Consider the following 16,299-nt stretch of genomic DNA (forward strand, 5'->3'; position numbering starts at 1 on the left):
GACAACGGATTCGATACTGGCGCATCCCTCTGGCCCCAGCCAGGTGAAGAAGGGACGTAAGGCGGCTCTGCTACGACCTTCGCCCACCCACAGCACCTGCTGTGTATCGGCATCTGCCACGACCGTGGCGTAACGATGCCCCTTAAACAGGGCAAACTCATCCATCATCAGGCGGCGCAGGGTATGCCGTTGTGGCTCACGAACCTCCCGCAGCAGCCTGCGGTAATCAATGAAGTGGATACAGATAACTGGGGGATTGGCGGAGTGCCGTTGACGGAATTACGCCAGCGTAGCTGACATAATGTGCTGCTGTAAAAAAGGAAGCCCGTTCATTGAGAGCGGGCTTTTTCTTAGTATTAGAACTCTTCCCCACGGGTTGGAAAGAGCCTAGTCGATTATTAGTGCAAAATTTGCGCCAAAAATGTTTGAGTACGCTCCGATCGCGGGCTGGTAAAGAAGATATCCGGTGGCGCTTGCTCAACGATTTCGCCCTGATCCATAAAAATCACCCTGTTGGCTACGGTACGGGCGAAGCCCATTTCATGAGTCACGCATAGCATCGTCATACCGTCTTCTGCCAACCCGAGCATGGTATCCAGAACCTCTTTGACCATTTCGGGGTCAAGTGCGGAAGTTGGTTCATCGAACAGCATGATTTTGGGCTTCATACACAGAGAGCGAGCGATAGCCACACGCTGCTGTTGACCGCCGGAAAGTTGCCCTGGGTATTTATGAGCGTGGGCGGCGATACGGACGCGCTCCAGATAATGCATCGCCAGTTCTTCCGCCTCTTTTTTCGGCATACGGCGAACCCAACTCGGCGCCAGCGTACAGTTTTGCAGAACAGTTAAGTGCGGAAACAGATTGAAATGCTGGAATACCATGCCGACTTCCGTCCGAATTTTTTCGATATTACGGCTGTCGTGATTCAGCTCAATACCATCGACAACGATACGGCCTTGCTGATGTTCTTCAAGATGATTGATGCAGCGGATAGTCGTTGATTTACCGGAACCTGATGGTCCGCACAGTACAATACGTTCACCTTGTTTTACTTGCAGATTGATATCTTTCAGTACATGGAATTGTCCGTACCACTTGTTCACATTTTCCAGCGAAATCATGTGGTCGGTAGATGATGTTAACGTGTCCTGGTTCATGGATAACCTCAATGGGACTTGTGTCCGGTATCAAAACGTTTTTCTAAATGCTGGCTGTAGCGGGACATGCTGAAGCAGAAAATCCAGTACAGAATGGCGGCGAAGACATAGCCTTCCGTTGACATCCCTAACCATGTTGGGTCAACGGTTGCCTGCTGGATGCTGCTGAACAGATCAAAAAGCCCAATGATGATCACCAGACTGGTGTCCTTGAACAGCGCAATAATGGTATTGACCAGACCGGGTATCACCAACTTCAGTGCTTGAGGCAGGATAACCAGACCCTGCATGCGCCAGTAACCCAGTGCCAACGCTTGGGCTGCTTCATATTGCCCTTTTGGCAATGCCTGCAAACCGCCACGCACCACTTCGGCGACATAAGCCGACTGAAAGAGGATAACCCCGACTAACGCACGCAGTAATTTATCGATGTTGGTGCCTTCCGTCAGAAACAGCGGCAGCATTACGGATGACATGAATAACACGGTGATCAGGGGTACGCCGCGCCAGAACTCGATGAAAATAACGCACAACGACCGCAAGATCGGCATGTTGGAGCGGCGCCCTAACGCCAGCAATATGCCTAGCGGCAACGCACCCGCGATACCAATAGCGGCGATGATAATCGTCAGCGTCAACCCGCCCCACTGGCGTGTTTCCACACGAGGAAGTCCGCCGAATCCGCCGAATAGCAACCACCAGGCCAGCAATGGATAAACCACGCACCAGACGGCGATATAGCGGCCGCGGTGAGGTAACACTCGCCAAAACATCGGTAAGATGCTGATTAACGCCAGTACCAGTGCAAAGTTGATACGCCAAATTTCTTCCCGCGGATACAACCCATACATAAATTGGCTGAATCGGGCATGAATGAAGACCCAGCAGGCGCCATCTGGCGTACAGTCTCCGCGTGAATTGCCGATCCAACTGGCCTTGAAAATCGCCCAGTTAAGCAAGGGGGGGATCAGCTCCCACAACAGCCACAAACAGACCAGCGTCAGTATGCTGTTGGTCACGCTGGAGAACAGATTACGCCGCGCCCAGGCAATAGCGCTGTTGACGGGCGTCGGGTTGGATGTAGTACGTGTAGTCATGATAACCCTGTCCCTTTAGCGCTCGATTAACGCGATCTTCCGGTTGTAGACGTTCATCACCAATGAAATCAACAGGCTGATGATCAGGTATACCGACATGGTGATGGCGATAGTTTCAATCGCCTGACCGGTCTGGTTAAGCACTGTCCCGGCAAACAGCGACACCATGTCTGGATAACCGATAGCTGCTGCCAGCGATGAGTTCTTTACAATGTTCAGATATTGGCTGGTTAATGGCGGAATAATGACGCGCAGCGCCTGCGGCAGAATGACCTTTTTCAGCGTCACTGACTTGGGCAGCCCCAGCGACAGCGCCGCTTCATGCTGGCCATGCGAAACGGATTGGATCCCTGAACGGATGATTTCTGCGATAAACGATGACGTATAGATCGATAATGCCAGCGCCAGCGCCGCCAGCTCGGGAATCAGCACCATGCCGCCGCGGAAGTTGAAGCCTTTCAATTCCGGCACATCCCAGTGCAACGCAGGGCCGAACACCAGATGGGATAACCCCATTAATACAATTAGCATCGTCAGCGGTATCGGCCAGGTTTTGCGCTGCTGACCTGTCAGCGCCTGATAACGTTGACTGCGGCGGGAAATCAGTATGGCAACCACTAGCGTCGCGACCAGTGACAGCACAGCGGAAAGCGCGCCGCTTCCCAATTCCGCCGACGGGATGTACAAACCGCGGTTGCTCAGAAAGAACATGTCCAGTGCATTTACTGCCTGACGTGGCCCCGGTAGGTTGCGCAGTACGGCAAAATACCAGAAGAAAATCTGCAGCAGCGGCGGAATATTTCGGAAAGTTTCGATATAGAACGTGGAGAGTTTACGCAACAGCCAGTTATCCGACAGACGCGCAAGCCCGACGACGAATCCCAACAAAGAAGCGCAGACGATACAAATAGCTGAAACCAGCAACGTATTGAGTAACCCGACAACGAACACGCGCGCGTAGGTATCCCCCTGCTGGTAATCAATCAGGTGCTGGATAATGCCGAAGCCGGCGCTGTTGTTGAGAAAGGCGAAACCTGACGTAATGCCGCGCTGTGCAAGGTTCGTCACCGTATTGCTTACCAGATAACCGGCGAAGGCCAATACGGCGATGACAAGAATGATTTGATACAACCAGGCGCGCACCGCTGGATTAGTCAGTGAAAGATCACTTTTCACGGTTGGGCGTTGAAGCATGTTGGAGCCTCTGTAACGGTAAAGCAAGGGCACGCCTGATTACGCAGAACGTGCCCGAATTGTGCGGAGGATGGATTAGCGAACGGCAGGAGCGTACTGGATGCCGCCCTTGTTCCACAGTTCGTTCAGACCGCGCTTGATTTTCAGCTCACTGCCCTGACCAACGTTGCGTTCAAACACTTCGCCATAGTTACCGACTTGTTTGACGATTTTGTAGGCCCAATCGTTCGGCAGTTTAAGGTCTTTGCCGAAGTTGCCTTCTTTACCCAACAAGTGCGCCATATCCGGGGTAGTCGGTTTGGCCGCCAGCGTGTCGACGTTTTTGGACGTAATGCCCATTTCTTCGGCGTTCAGCATGGCGAACAGCGTCCAGCGGACGATGGCAAACCAGTCTTCGTCGCCGCGGCGGACAACCGGGCCCAGCGGCTCTTTGGAGATAACTTCAGGCAGAACGACGAACTCGGTCGGTTTGCCCAGTTTAATGCGCAGCGCGTACAGCTGGGATTGGTCGGAAGCCAGCGTATCGCAGCGACCAGAATCCAGCGCCTTGGCGCTTTCGTCGGAACGATCAAAAGTGACCGGGGTGTACTTCATGTTGTTGGTTTTGAAGTAGTCCGCTACGTTCAGCTCGGTATCGGTACCGGCCTGGATACAAACGGTTGCGCCGTCCAGCTCTTTAGCGCTTTTCAAGCCCGCTTTGTTGTGGGTCAGGAAACCGATACCGTCATAGTAAGTTACGCCGGTAAACAGCAGGCCCATGCCGCCGTCGCGTGAGGATGTCCAAGTGGTATTGCGGGAAAGTATGTCAACTTCGCCAGACTGCAGGGCGGTAAAACGCTCTTTTGCCGTCAGTGGGGTGTATTTCACCTTGTTGGCGTCGCCGAATACGGCTGCTGCTACGCCACGGCAGACGTCAACGTCAATACCCGTGTATTTGCCATTGGCGTCAGCATACGAGAAACCGGGAAGCCCATCACTGATACCGCACTGTACAAATCCTTTCTTCTGAATGGCATCCAGAGTTGCGCCAGCATGAGCTTGGTTGGCAAGGGCGAACAGTGAGGCGCCGGCAACCAGCGTAGACATAATCACTTTTTTCATCATCATCGTGTGCCTAATTAATAGTTATGCTGTTGTGTTTTGGCGCCCGTTACGTGCGCCTTTCCTGTCTGTCGGCTCTGTGCTCCGTCGACATCGAGCCGTATTTTTATAAAGCAAAAATAATGCCAGGTTGGTAATTGGTGCCCGGCAGGCTGAAAATCAAAATGCATCAGTAGGAGATGAGTAATAAACAGGTGGTATGAGGGGATAAATAAAAGGCATGGATTGCACCAAGGTGGATACCGTAGCGCAAAATTGCGCTGACATGGTGCAATCCGTGTCGGGTGAAACGTTTCTAGCGTTGGGCGGCGGCCCGCAACAGAGCGATAACCAGTGGCGGCGCTATCTCTTTTAGTGCAGTGCGCTCAGGTTGGAATAGCGTGCCGACAAAAAATGGATGGTCTGCAAGCTCGATCGCTCGGATATCTCCGTTGTCGTCGGTGCCGGTCACTTTGACGGTCGCCGCGGTAAAATCGCGGCGAAAATCCTCATTGATGCCGTATCGGCAGCGATAGCCTTCGGTAATATCCAGTGTGCTGTATGCACGGGCGACATGGCTGTCTGGCGCTAAATGGATATCGCCTTGCTTTTCCACCATCTCGCATTGTAATGGTGCAATGACGCAACGCCCTTGCTGGGTGACTTCCGCATTGCTGGCGTCCTGCCATTGCAACACATGGCGGGCATATTCCAGCAAGGCATATTGGCAACCGCCGCAGGTGCCGAGAAACGGCGTGCCGGATTCGCGGGCATAGCGGATGGCTTGCAGGATGTTTTCGTCATTACTGTAAGGACTGGCGGGTACGCACCATACGGCATCAGCCTCAGCAAGCTGACGGGGCGATAACTGTTCGCTGTGTATCCATTGAGATTCCGTGGATATTCCGAGGTGGCGAGCTGCCAGGGTTATGGCGGGGGGAATGGCCTGATGGGCGATGACGGCGGGATTGTAGTCACCTATCAGCACGATTCTGGCATTTTGTTTCATGGCATTCTCCGGCTGGTAAAAACAGAGGCTACGGCAAACCGGAAATAATGTCGAGATATGGAGACGCGAATAATTAGGCGGCGCCACGCAGGGTGACGGGGCACCGCCAATCCGTCTTTTGCCCGTGGCATCAATGCACGGTGTGCCGCTGGTAATATTTTTCCAGCCGCACCTGAATCTTGCCGAGAAACGTACTGAACAACAGGTAAATCAGGGCCGCTTCAACATAGAGAATCAGCGGCTCATAGGTGACGGAGACAATGCGCTGCGCCGCCAGAAACATTTCGGGCACGGTAATGACCGCCGCCAGTGATGTGTCTTTGATCAGCGAGATAAAGGTATTGGAGAGCGGCGGCAGGGAAACGAAAACCGACTGTGGCACGATCACCCAGCGAATCGCCTGTGCGCCGTTCATGCCCAGCGAATACGCTGCGTTCCACTGCCCTTTGGGTACTGACAAGATAGCGCCGCGAACAATTTCCGAAGTATAGGCGCCGACATTGAGGGTGAACCCAATCAGTGCTGCCGGAAAGGCATCCAACGTAATCCCTGCGTTGGGCAAACCGTAAAAAATCAGAAACAGCTGGACGAGCAGCGGCGTGCCGCGGATCACCCACACGTAAAAATCGCAGAACCATTTTAAGGGTTTCGGGCCATACAGGCGCAGCAACGCAACGATGACGCCGACTGCCAGACCAAGAATGAAAGAGAGGATTGCGAGGGGAACCGTAAATTGAATTCCGGCGGACAGCAGACTCCAAAAGGAGTCTGCCATGAGTTGCAGCCATGATGGCATCTGGAATAACTCCGATATCAATGCAGATTATTGGGAAACGTCTTGCCCAAAGTATCGCACAGAAATCGTTTTGTAGGTGCCGTCGGCTTTGATCTGATCCAGTGCACTATTCAGTGCTTCAACCAGCTGAGGCTGGTTTTTCCGCACCAGAATCGCTGAGGGATCGCCGCTTTCCGCCGTTGCGACCACTTTCACGTTGGCGTCAGGCTTGTGTTTCTTGAAATCGAGGAAAGACAGGTTGTCGTTCAGCGTGGCGTCGGCGCGGCCGCTAAGCACGAGCTCCAGCGACTGGTTGAAACCATCGGTGGGCACGATATTGGCGCCATAGCTGGTGGCCAGCTTGGAGTAGTTACTGGTCAGGCTCTGAGCTGACTTACGGCCTTTCAGTTCGTCAAAATTCTTGATGGTAGTGTTATCGCCGCGAACGATCAGTACGGAGCGAGCGTCGATATAGGGTTTGGAGAAGTCGAATTTTGCCTGACGTTCCTTGGTGACGCCGACCTGATTGATCACTGCGTCGTAGCGTTTTGCATCCACACCGGCAATCAAGCCATCCCAACGTCCTTCAACAAATTCTGCTTTTACGCCAAGCTTTTCAGCCACGGCGCGGCCGATGTCCACATCGAAGCCAACCAGTTTGCCGGACTGGTCGTGATAGGTATAGGGCGCATAGGTTCCTTCCGTACCGAATTTGATGACGCCTGCTGCTTTGATGGCACTGAGATCATCCTGTGCATGGCTGGCGAATGCTGTGGTCAATAATGCAACAGAGAGCAAGGCGGAATTTACTTTTTTCATAACGGATTCCTATCAGTAAATGACGTCACGGATTATGTCGCGGCATATAGTGAGATGCACGGACTAAATGGTAGTGGCGTGATGAAGAAATGTTATTTTTTATAACCAAAAAAGATAAGTGTGACTTCTTATAGTCTGATAACTCATAATCTGCCGACGAATTGCGGCGCAATGCCGGTCAGTAGGATGTTTAAGGTCGACGTCTGTAGGCAGGAGAAATCATCGGCAGAAGCCTTCCTTGGCGTTTTCCCGCCCAGCCAATCGATTTTTGCGGCTGGGATGTCGGATAGCGCCCTCGTGAGCGGCAAAGCGTCTTAGAGAAAATTGACGGTTTTTTTCGGGCGTTCATCCACACCGAGGGAAAATACGTCGGGACGGGAATAGTGGCCGACCACGTCGAAGTCGTAACGTGCCCGTACCAGTTCTTCCGTATCCACCTGCGCGGTCAGTAAGCCTTCTTGTCCACGCAACGGCCCTGCCAGCACATCGCCCAACGGCCCGATAATCACGCTGCCGCCCTGAATTAACGGCCGGTTCGGCTCCCACCCGGGAATACTGATCCCCAGGGATGCAGGCGACGGCTGCACCTGACAGGCGCTGATAACAAAACAGCGCCCTTCATGGGCGATATGCCGCATGGATGCTTGCCAGATATCGCGTTCGTCCACGGTGGGGGCGCACCAGATGTCGATATTTTTGGCGTACATCGCGGTACGCAGCAGCGGCATGTGGTTTTCCCAGCAAATGGCGCAGCCGATGCGACCGGCGGCCGTTTCCACCGCCGGTAGGGTCGAGCCGTCTCCTTGTCCCCAGATGAGCCGTTCAGTGCCAGTCGGCATCAGTTTACGGTGCTTGGCGACCAACCCCTGTTGGGGATCGAAAAACAGTGCGCTGCAATACAACGTGCTGCCGTCTTGCTCGATCACGCCGACCACCAGGCTGGCATTGGTTCGTTGCGACAACCCCGCCAGTGCTTCGGTTTCCTGGCCGGGAACAACAATGGCGTTGGCGAAATAGCGGGCAAAAGCTTCCCGACCTTCCGGTAAGCGGTAGCCTAATTGCGTACCGAAAGTTTCCCCTTTGGGGTAGCCGCCTAATACCGCTTCCGGCATAACCACCAGCCGGGCGCCGCTGGCGATGATTTCGTTTTCGTAGGCCAAAATGCCAGCGAGCGTGGCCTCTTTTCCTTCGGGCGATGAACCCAGTTGCAGTGCGGCGACGGTCGTTAGGGACATACATGTTTTCCTGTTGATGTAGGCGATGATGAACGGTATACCTGCCTCAACCGTTATCAATCAATGCGCTATGCCATATAGATGAAATGAATAAAATTAATATCGAGACGATGGATCTGAACCTCTTCAAGGTATTTGAAGCCTTGTATGAAGAGGGCGGCGCCGGTCGTGCGGCATTACGGCTGGGCGTCACGCAGTCGGCGATCAGCGCTGCGCTGGGGCGTATGAGAAATATCTACGGTGATCGTCTGTTTGAGCGTACAGGGCGGGGGTTACGTCCGACGCGGCGCGCTGATGAACTCCACCCCATCATCAGCGATGCGCTCAACAAATGTCGCCAGAGCTTGTCGATGGCGAATTCGGTAGGGGATGAATTTCAGGGGCGCACGGTGACGATGGGATGGTCCGACGATTATGAGATTGCGCTGGCCAGGACGCTGACCAATCAGGTCGCTGCGGAATATCCCGGCATTCGGCTGATCTTCCGGCAGACCCACAGCCGAGTCGCTGCGGATATGCTGATGGAGCGAGCGGTGGATCTGGCTATTTCCACGGAGGGATTTTCGTCAAGTATTCTGGGCCGGCAAGTGCTGGGCGGCGGGAGCTATGCCTGCCTGCTGGACAACCGGCCTGATGCGCCGGATGCACTGACGCTGGAAGAGTACATCCGTCGTCGGCATATTTTGGTTTCATCGGGCGGATTTATCGGCATTGTGGATGAAGCGTTGGCGGCACTCGGGTTGCAGCGTCGGATTGAAGTATCCACTACCCATTTTGCAGCCGTTCCTTATCTGCTTAAGGGCTCAGAATCGCTGGTGACGCTGCCGGCCCATGCCGCCTACGCGATTGCGGCAATCGCCGATCTGCGCGTGCTGCCTTGTCCGCTGGTTTTGCCTGGTTACGCTGTTGAACTGGGGTGGCGGCTCGACGCATTGCGCGATCCGGCGGTCGTCGCCGTCAGGCAAGCGGTTCAATGCGTGTTTGCCGAACTGCGATCTGACGACGAATACGGCTTGGTCTCCGGGAGATTGAACAAAAAAAAGCAGCCTGATGGCCGCTCTTAGGAGACTGTATGATTGGTACAATTCGAATCCGGCCTGCGGCTGACAAGGGGTAAGCCGTTAGCGAGGGAGCGCCAGTTGTTCGTTGATATGGTCTGGCGGCATCGGTGGCGCGAGCAGGAATCCCTGCAAGGAATAGCAGCCAAGGCGGGTGAGCAATTCCTGTTGCTCCGGTGTTTCCACACCTTCCGCAACCACTTCCAGGTTCATGGAGCGGGCCATCTCGATGATAGTGGTGACTACCACGGCGTTTTTATTATGGAGCAGTAAGTCCTTAACGAACGTCCTGTCGATCTTCAACTCTCTGGCCGGTAGCCGGCGCAGGGAAAGCAGATTGGAGTAACCGGTGCCAAAGTCATCGATCGAGACTTTGACCCCCAATCGATCCAGCTCGTGGAGGATATTCAGGCTTTTTTCCAGATTGCGCATGGCGACGCTTTCGGTGATTTCCAGCGTCAGCATGTACGGCGGAATCTGGTATTTCACCAGTGCGTCGGAAATCACACTGACCAGATTATGCTGGTCAAATTGGACGGGAGAAATGTTAATGGCTACGGTCCAGTGATCCTGCCCTTGCTGGTGCCAGACCTGCAATTGTCGACAGGCCTCGTTGATGACCCATTCGCCGATGGCAATAATCAGACCGGTTTTTTCCGCCATAGGCAGAAACTTATCGGGCAGTAACAGGCCCTTTTGCGGATGCTGCCAGCGAATCAGTGCTTCAAAACCGTGGATGGGGCCATTCGGCGGCCGATATTTGGGCTGATACCATAAACGGAATTGGTTGAGCGCCAACGCTTTTGGCAACTCTTGCAACAGCTCCGGCTGGTGGTTGCCATGGTGGCTGAATGATGGGCTGTAGAATATCCAGCCGTTGCGCCCGGTCTGTTTGATGTTGTACATCGCGGTGTCGGCGTTGAGCCTGAGGTCATGGGATGTTGCACCGTCTCGCGGAAACAGACTGATGCCGACGCTGAGCGTGACCCGTAGCGTATAGCCCGACTGGTGAAATGGCTGCTCAATCGCCTGTACCAGTTTGTCGGCCAGCGCCGCAGCCTGCTCTTCGCCGCAGTCTCGCATCAGCAGCACGAATTCGTCCCCACCCATCCGTGCCAGGGTCATGCCAGGCCCCAGATATTCGCGCAGGCGCGTCGTCACGCCAGCCAGTAACTGATCGCCGAGGTAGTGCCCCCAGGCATCATTGACGATTTTGAAACCGTCGAGATCCATATACATCAACGCAAAGGTTTGCTGGTGTTGGCGGGCGTGATGAAGGCAGGATTCCAGTTCCCTTTCCAATTGCATGCGGTTGGGCAACCCGGTCAGCGCATCGTGCATGGCGAGCCGTGCCAACTGGTCATTGGCCTGCCTCAGGCTGTCGGTTAAACGGGATGCCCGCAATTGCGCGTCAAGCATAGAAATCATCAGCATGGCGCCGAGGATCAATAATGATATTGCCGATACCCAGACGGAAAGGTCGCGTTGATTGACGCTGTCTCCGTGATAGTGCGCCAGCGGCGAGAGGCCGACGGCGGCCATGCCGATATACTGTATGGCGGCAATCGCAGCGCCTATCACCAGCGCTGCGGCAAGGCGGGCAAATAACCGTTGCCGTAGACGCAGAGAAAATGCCAGCCACATCGCTACGCCGGAAGCGACAAAGGCTACCAGTATGGATACCGCTACCCACCAACCGTTCCAGTGTATACCGTCGGCAACCGCCATCGCCGCCACGCCGGTGTAATGCATGCAGACTACGCCGCCGCCGAAGATCTGCGCGGCAAGCACCAGTCTGGCGCGCGTGAGTTGGGGGGCTGAAGCCGCGAGATGCAGTGAAACCAGAGAGGAAAATATGGCGACCAGTAAGGACACCGCGGTGAGGTTGAGGTTATGGCTCACCGTTATCGGTATGTGCATGGCCAACATGCCGATAAAATGCATCGCCCAGATACCCATGCCCATGGCGGTACCACCAGCCGTCAGCCAGAACAAGGCAACACGTTTTTCGCAATAGGCAACCTTGCCAGCCATATCCAGTGCGACAAAAGAGGCGATAAACGCCACTAACCAAGATATGGCAATCATCAGTGTGTCCCACGAAACGATTAACATCAGATTTTCCGTCGTGCGGTACGTTGTAGGCGTATGGAATTATCACGTTTTTAAGAGTCTGGATATCGACTTAGTGATATTTCTTTTAATTTGCGAATGATGGTGTCTCCCGATGACCTGATATCAAACATCACTTTTAGTGATGAGCCGCGATGACGTCAGGCATCAGCGGTGATGCAGGGAGGTTTGCCATCATCTGTCCAACATAATGAATGAGCCAGGTTATGACACGCAATAGGCGTGCCATAACATATTATTTGGAGCCTTTTTCCATTAATTGGAAACTCGAAAGAGCCAGGCGATTCAGGTTTGACGATGAAAGGTGTTTTGTCCGTATTTTCAATACGTCAGCTGTATTCATTACTGGCTGATAGCTGATTGGTCGCTAGCGATATTGGCGTTGGATGATATCGGTGTCGTACATGCTGAGTCGTGCGGGTGAAAAGGGGATATGCGCTGTCGGCGATAAAATACGCTGGATGTGTTTTACCACAGCATCCTTGTCGCCTGGCGGGAAGGTGATAAAAAAGGCGCTTTCCGTTAAGGACAAAGCGCCTTTCTTCCGTGCATTAACCGATCAGAATCAGTTCATGCCGTATTTTTTCAGTTTCTTACGCAGGGTACCGCGGTTGATGCCCATCATCAGGGCTGCGCGGGTCTGATTACCGCGGGTGTACTGCATCACCATGTCCAACAGGGGTTGTTCAACCTCAGCCAGTACCAGCTCATAGAGGTCGTTCACGTCCTGACCATTCAGTTGAGCGAAATAGTTCTTCAGTGCTTGTTTAACCGAGTCGCGCAGGGGTTTTTGGGTTACCTGAGCCTGAGAGTTTACAGTGGAAACGGTCAGTACGTCAGAATTCACGCGTTGTTCGAACATAGTTCAGTCAGCTCTTTTTCTGTTTACGCAAGATTTTCAAAATATGCCTCCAACGCCTCCAGCTGCTCGCTGGCATCCTCAATGGCGTTGAATGTGCGCCTAAACTGGTCGTTCGGGGCGTGGGCCTGGAGATACCAGGACACGTGCTTACGTGCGATACGGAATCCCTTGCCTGGACCATAAAAGTCATGCAATTCCCGTATGTGCCCGATCAACAAGCGCTTGACCTCTGCCAGCGGCAGTGGTGGAAGCAACTCCCCTGTGTCCAGATAATGCTGGATTTCCCGAAAGATCCAGGGTCTTCCCTGAGCGGCTCGTCCTATCATCAGGGCATCAGCCCCGGTGTAATCAAGAACCGCTCTGGCTTTGTGCGGGTCAGTAATGTCGCCATTCGCGATAATCGGAATGGAAACGGCCTGCTTAACTGTCCGAATGCTGTCGTATTCCGCTTCACCATTGAACAGGCACGCACGGGTGCGGCCGTGAATGGTGAGGGCCTGAATGCCACAGTCTTCAGCCAATCTGGCAATTTCTACACAGTTACGGTGTTCTGGCGCCCAACCGGTTCGGATTTTCAGCGTCACCGGTACGGAGACCGATTTCACTACCGCTGTCAGGATCTGTTTCACCAGATCCGGATACTGCAGCAGGGCGGAGCCTGCCATCTTGCGGTTTACCTTTTTGGCCGGGCATCCCATGTTGATGTCGATAATCTGCGCGCCATTATCCATATTGATACTGGCTGCCGCCGCCATCTCCGCCGGATCGCCGCCGGCGATCTGTACGGCCCGGATACCGGGTTCATCACTGTGCACCATACGCAGACGCGACTTATCCGAACGCCAGACTTCCGGATTGGAAGAGAGCATTTCGGATACCGCCATCCCAGCACCCATCGTGAGGCAAAGCACCCTGAAAGGGCGATCGCTGACACCGGCCATCGGGGCGGCGATTAAACGATTGGGAAGCTGAAATTGTCCGATGCGCATAGACAAAGAATGACCATACTGTGCCTGCAAGGGCGCGTATATTACGCATTTTTCACGCGATAGGAAAGGCCAAACTTTGAGCAATTGCGCCGAACAGATCAATGAAATGCTGTGTTGCGGATCGGGGGATTTTATTTTTCCTTAATTTACATATCGTTAGTTTTTTACCGCTTAATCGTTAAACAACCGTAGCAAATGGAATATCCGTCGGAATTCGTGGTTGTTGCTCATTCGTTGTGCGATAAAACCACGGCATGACGAGCCTGAACGGGCGTCCTATCCCGCTCAGGCCGTCGGCTATACGGGTCTACGCATGCCGGTGATGCGGCACCACTCTTCTTTTTCCGCCACCGGATCGATCTGAAATTTGTCGGCGTATGCCTCGGCCACGCTTTCTGCCTGTGACGCCAAAACGCCGGACAACCCCAGATGGCCGCCCGTTTTCGGCAATGCGCTGATCAGCGGCGCCAGTTCGCGCAACGGGCCGGCCAGAATATTGGCAACCACGACATCGGCGCTGAGATCGGCGGGCTGGTCTTTGGGCAGATACAGCGCCAGGCGTTCTGAAACGCCGTTACGTTGCGCATTGTCGCGGCTGGCCTGAATGGCTTGCGGATCGATATCGATACCGATAGCGCGCGCGGCGCCGAGTTTCAGCGCAGCAATCGCGAGGATGCCGGAGCCGCAGCCGAAGTCGATGACGGTTTTGCCCGCCAGATCAAGCCCGTCCAGCCATTGCAGGCACAGTGATGTGGTGGGGTGTGTACCGGTGCCGAACGCCAACCCAGGATCAAGCATGACGTTGACGGCGTTCGGGTCAGGTATTTCACGCCAGCTCGGGCAAATCCATAACCGTTTGCCGAATTGCATCGGGTGGAAGTTGTCCATCCATTCCCGTTCCCAGTCCTTGTCTTCCAACTGCTCGATTTTATGATGAAAACCTGCGCCCAGCAGTGGATGCTGCTCCAGTTCGGCTACCACGTCGGCCATATCGGTTGCGGCGTCGTACAGGCCGATAACGTCGGTATCGCCCCACAGGCGTGTCTCGCCCGGCAGCGGCTCAAAAACGGGCGTGTCGTGTGTGTCCTGAAAGGTGACGGACACGGCGCCGCTGTCAGACAACGCATCGCCCAGTTGCTCTGCGTGCGTTCCGGATGTGTTGATTTTCAGTTGAATCCACGGCATAGCAGCCTCGATTTTAATGTGATGTTGAAGAGGTCGCCGCGTCGACGACGCGATGACCGAAAGGGTTGCCCACCAGAAATGCCGCCAGGCTGATGGCCAGCGATGGGACGATAGGATGAAAACCGGCCAATGGCAGCTTGACGCTGATCAGCAGCGTATAGCTGCCGGCGCCGCCGATCATGGCGCTCAGCGCGCCGACGGCGTTGGCGCGTTCCCAATAAAGCCCCAGCACCAACGGCCACAGGAAAACGGCTTCCAGGCCACCGAAGGCCAGCAGGTTGAGCCAGATGATCATTTCGGGCGGACGCCATGACGCCAGCAGCACCAGCAATCCCAGCAGCAGGGTGGTGAGGCTGGAGAGGTGGCGGATATAGCGTTCATTGTGCACTTTCTGGGGATAGACGCTCAGATAAAGGTCTTTCACGATGGTTGCTGAAGCCTGGAGCAGGTGCGCGTTGATATTCGACATGATGGCGGCGGTAGGTGCAGCGAGGAAGACCCCGGCAGCCAGCGGCGGCAGTACCGTCATCATCAGTTCCGGCAACACCTGATCCGGGATCGTCAGATTGGGCAGAATGGCCCGCCCCAGCGCGCCGGAGAGATGCATGCCCAGCATCAGCGCGCTGATGACAATGGTACCGATCATGATGCCGCGGTGCAGCGCTTTGCTGTCGCGATAGGAAATGCAACGCACCGCAGTATTCGGCAGGCCGATAACCCCGAAGCACACCAGCACCCAGAACGACGCCATGAACGGCATGGACAGTGTCTGGTTGCTGCCGTGCGGATCGACCAGCTCGGGATTGATCTGCGCCAGCTTGTTCACCGCCTCGGGCAGTCCGCCGGCGGCGTGAATAACGCCGACCAGCAGCAGCAACGTGCCAATCAGCATCACGATGCCTTGTAGCGCATCGTTCAGCACGCTGGCCCGGAAACCGCCGAATGCAGTGTAAAGCGCGATGGTGACGCCGAAAATCAGTAAACCGACGTTATAGGGCACATGAGCGACGGTTTCCAACAGACGGGCGCCGCCGATGAATTGCACCGCCATAGCGCCGATGAACGCCACCAGCAGGCTCAGGCTGGCGAACCAGACCAGCAACCTGCTGCCATAACGGGCGTACAGCATATCGTTCAGCGTGATAGCGTTATAACGTCGCGCCAGAATGGCGAATTTTTTGCCCAGAATGCCTAAGGACAGCAGCATGGTGGGAACCTGGATCATTGCCAGCAGCACCCATCCCAGGCCGTATTTATAGGCCGCGCCGGGCCCGCCGATGAAAGAACTGGCGCTGACGTAAGTGCCGATCAGCGTCATGGCCAGCACGAAGCCGCCCATCGAACGGTTGCCGAGGAAATATTCCGTCAGGAAGTTGCCTTGCTGGCGGCGACGCCAGGCGTATATCGATAGCCCAAATACCAGTATCAGGTACGCAATAAGCGGCAAAATGACATCAGTTTGCATCGTGATCCTCCAAGCTGATGTCGCGGAAGATACAGCGCACCATCACCCAACACAGGCCGATAAATGACAGCGGTAGCCACAGGCAGGCCAGTTCGAACCAGTGCGGTAATCCGGTTGGGCCGGGGTGGTTGTCGGGCAGATAGGCCATGATGATCCAGGCCGCCAGATAGGCGAGAGTCAGCCCCATCGCCCAGCATGCTTCACGGTGCGCCTGAAGAAAGCGTTTATCCATGATGTA

The 16,299-nt window shown here is 54.7% G+C and carries 16 protein-coding genes and 1 pseudogene; 2 read left to right on the forward strand and 15 right to left on the reverse strand.

Annotated elements, in window-relative coordinates:
- Positions 1-231: pseudogene (locus HEP82_RS11970) on the reverse strand (transposase); the annotation flags it as partial.
- Between HEP82_RS11970 and HEP82_RS20250 the strand changes: the two are divergent.
- Positions 184-297 carry a tautomerase family protein gene (locus HEP82_RS20250; RefSeq protein ID WP_407938286.1) on the forward strand — a complete coding sequence of 38 codons (114 nt, stop codon included), beginning with the start codon at positions 184-186 and terminating at the stop codon, positions 295-297. The pseudogene HEP82_RS11970 and the gene HEP82_RS20250 sit on opposite strands and share 48 nt — an antisense overlap.
- Before the next feature lie 101 nt (positions 298-398).
- Here the strand turns inward: HEP82_RS20250 and HEP82_RS11980 are convergent, their stop codons facing one another.
- The 8 genes from HEP82_RS11980 to HEP82_RS12015 form a co-directional block, all read right to left on the reverse strand.
- Positions 399-1,160, reverse strand: coding sequence for an amino acid ABC transporter ATP-binding protein (locus HEP82_RS11980; protein WP_192458300.1), 762 nt, complete (start codon positions 1,158-1,160; stop codon positions 399-401).
- An 8-nt stretch (positions 1,161-1,168) separates the two neighbouring features.
- A complete protein-coding gene (locus tag HEP82_RS11985; RefSeq protein WP_192458301.1) occupies positions 1,169-2,257 on the reverse strand; it encodes an amino acid ABC transporter permease in 1,089 nt (362 codons plus the stop codon).
- A 15-nt stretch (positions 2,258-2,272) separates the two neighbouring features.
- Positions 2,273-3,451: an amino acid ABC transporter permease gene (locus tag HEP82_RS11990; RefSeq protein WP_192458302.1), complete on the reverse strand. Its 1,179-nt coding sequence runs from the start codon at positions 3,449-3,451 to the stop codon at positions 2,273-2,275.
- 75 nt (positions 3,452-3,526) lie between these two features.
- Complete coding sequence (locus HEP82_RS11995; RefSeq protein ID WP_192458406.1) at positions 3,527-4,552, reverse strand: amino acid ABC transporter substrate-binding protein; 1,026 nt, start codon at positions 4,550-4,552, stop codon at positions 3,527-3,529.
- A 295-nt stretch (positions 4,553-4,847) separates the two neighbouring features.
- Positions 4,848-5,540 (reverse strand): CTP synthase C-terminal region-related (seleno)protein, encoded by a 693-nt coding sequence (locus HEP82_RS12000; RefSeq protein WP_192458303.1) that lies wholly within the window; start codon positions 5,538-5,540, stop codon positions 4,848-4,850.
- Between the two features lie 130 nt (positions 5,541-5,670).
- On the reverse strand, positions 5,671-6,336 hold the full coding sequence (locus tag HEP82_RS12005; RefSeq protein WP_015855352.1) for an amino acid ABC transporter permease: 666 nt from the start codon (positions 6,334-6,336) through the stop codon (positions 5,671-5,673).
- 27 nt (positions 6,337-6,363) lie between these two features.
- A complete protein-coding gene (locus tag HEP82_RS12010; protein WP_192458304.1) occupies positions 6,364-7,134 on the reverse strand; it encodes an amino acid ABC transporter substrate-binding protein in 771 nt (256 codons plus the stop codon).
- A gap of 314 nt (positions 7,135-7,448) precedes the next feature.
- Positions 7,449-8,369 (reverse strand): carbon-nitrogen hydrolase family protein, encoded by a 921-nt coding sequence (locus HEP82_RS12015; protein ID WP_192458305.1) that lies wholly within the window; start codon positions 8,367-8,369, stop codon positions 7,449-7,451.
- Between the two features lie 86 nt (positions 8,370-8,455).
- Here HEP82_RS12015 and HEP82_RS12020 point away from each other — a divergent pair, with 86 nt between their 5' ends.
- Positions 8,456-9,433, forward strand: a complete 978-nt coding sequence (locus tag HEP82_RS12020) for a LysR family transcriptional regulator (protein ID WP_192458306.1) — start codon at positions 8,456-8,458, stop codon at positions 9,431-9,433.
- 57 nt (positions 9,434-9,490) lie between these two features.
- Here HEP82_RS12020 and HEP82_RS12025 read toward each other — a convergent pair whose 3' ends face one another.
- The 6 genes from HEP82_RS12025 to HEP82_RS12050 form a co-directional block, all read right to left on the reverse strand.
- Positions 9,491-11,542, reverse strand: coding sequence for a putative bifunctional diguanylate cyclase/phosphodiesterase (locus HEP82_RS12025; RefSeq protein WP_192458307.1), 2,052 nt, complete (start codon positions 11,540-11,542; stop codon positions 9,491-9,493).
- A 583-nt stretch (positions 11,543-12,125) separates the two neighbouring features.
- Positions 12,126-12,422, reverse strand: coding sequence for a DNA-binding transcriptional regulator Fis (gene fis / locus HEP82_RS12030; protein WP_012883002.1), 297 nt, complete (start codon positions 12,420-12,422; stop codon positions 12,126-12,128).
- A gap of 23 nt (positions 12,423-12,445) precedes the next feature.
- Positions 12,446-13,411 (reverse strand): tRNA dihydrouridine synthase DusB, encoded by a 966-nt coding sequence (dusB, locus tag HEP82_RS12035; protein WP_192458407.1) that lies wholly within the window; start codon positions 13,409-13,411, stop codon positions 12,446-12,448.
- Positions 13,412-13,708: 297 nt separating this feature from the next.
- On the reverse strand, positions 13,709-14,596 hold the full coding sequence (prmA, locus tag HEP82_RS12040; protein ID WP_192458308.1) for a 50S ribosomal protein L11 methyltransferase: 888 nt from the start codon (positions 14,594-14,596) through the stop codon (positions 13,709-13,711).
- A gap of 13 nt (positions 14,597-14,609) precedes the next feature.
- Complete coding sequence (gene panF / locus HEP82_RS12045; RefSeq protein WP_192458309.1) at positions 14,610-16,061, reverse strand: sodium/pantothenate symporter; 1,452 nt, start codon at positions 16,059-16,061, stop codon at positions 14,610-14,612.
- The gene (locus HEP82_RS12050) at positions 16,051-16,293 is read right to left on the reverse strand and encodes a YhdT family protein (RefSeq protein WP_192458310.1); all 243 of its coding nucleotides are present in this window, start codon (positions 16,291-16,293) and stop codon (positions 16,051-16,053) included. The genes panF and HEP82_RS12050 overlap by 11 nt, the downstream gene beginning before the upstream one ends.
- Positions 16,294-16,299 lie beyond the last annotated feature (6 nt).

The sequence above is a fragment of the Musicola keenii genome, assembly GCF_014855505.1.
GTDB lineage: Bacteria > Pseudomonadota > Gammaproteobacteria > Enterobacterales > Enterobacteriaceae > Musicola > Musicola paradisiaca.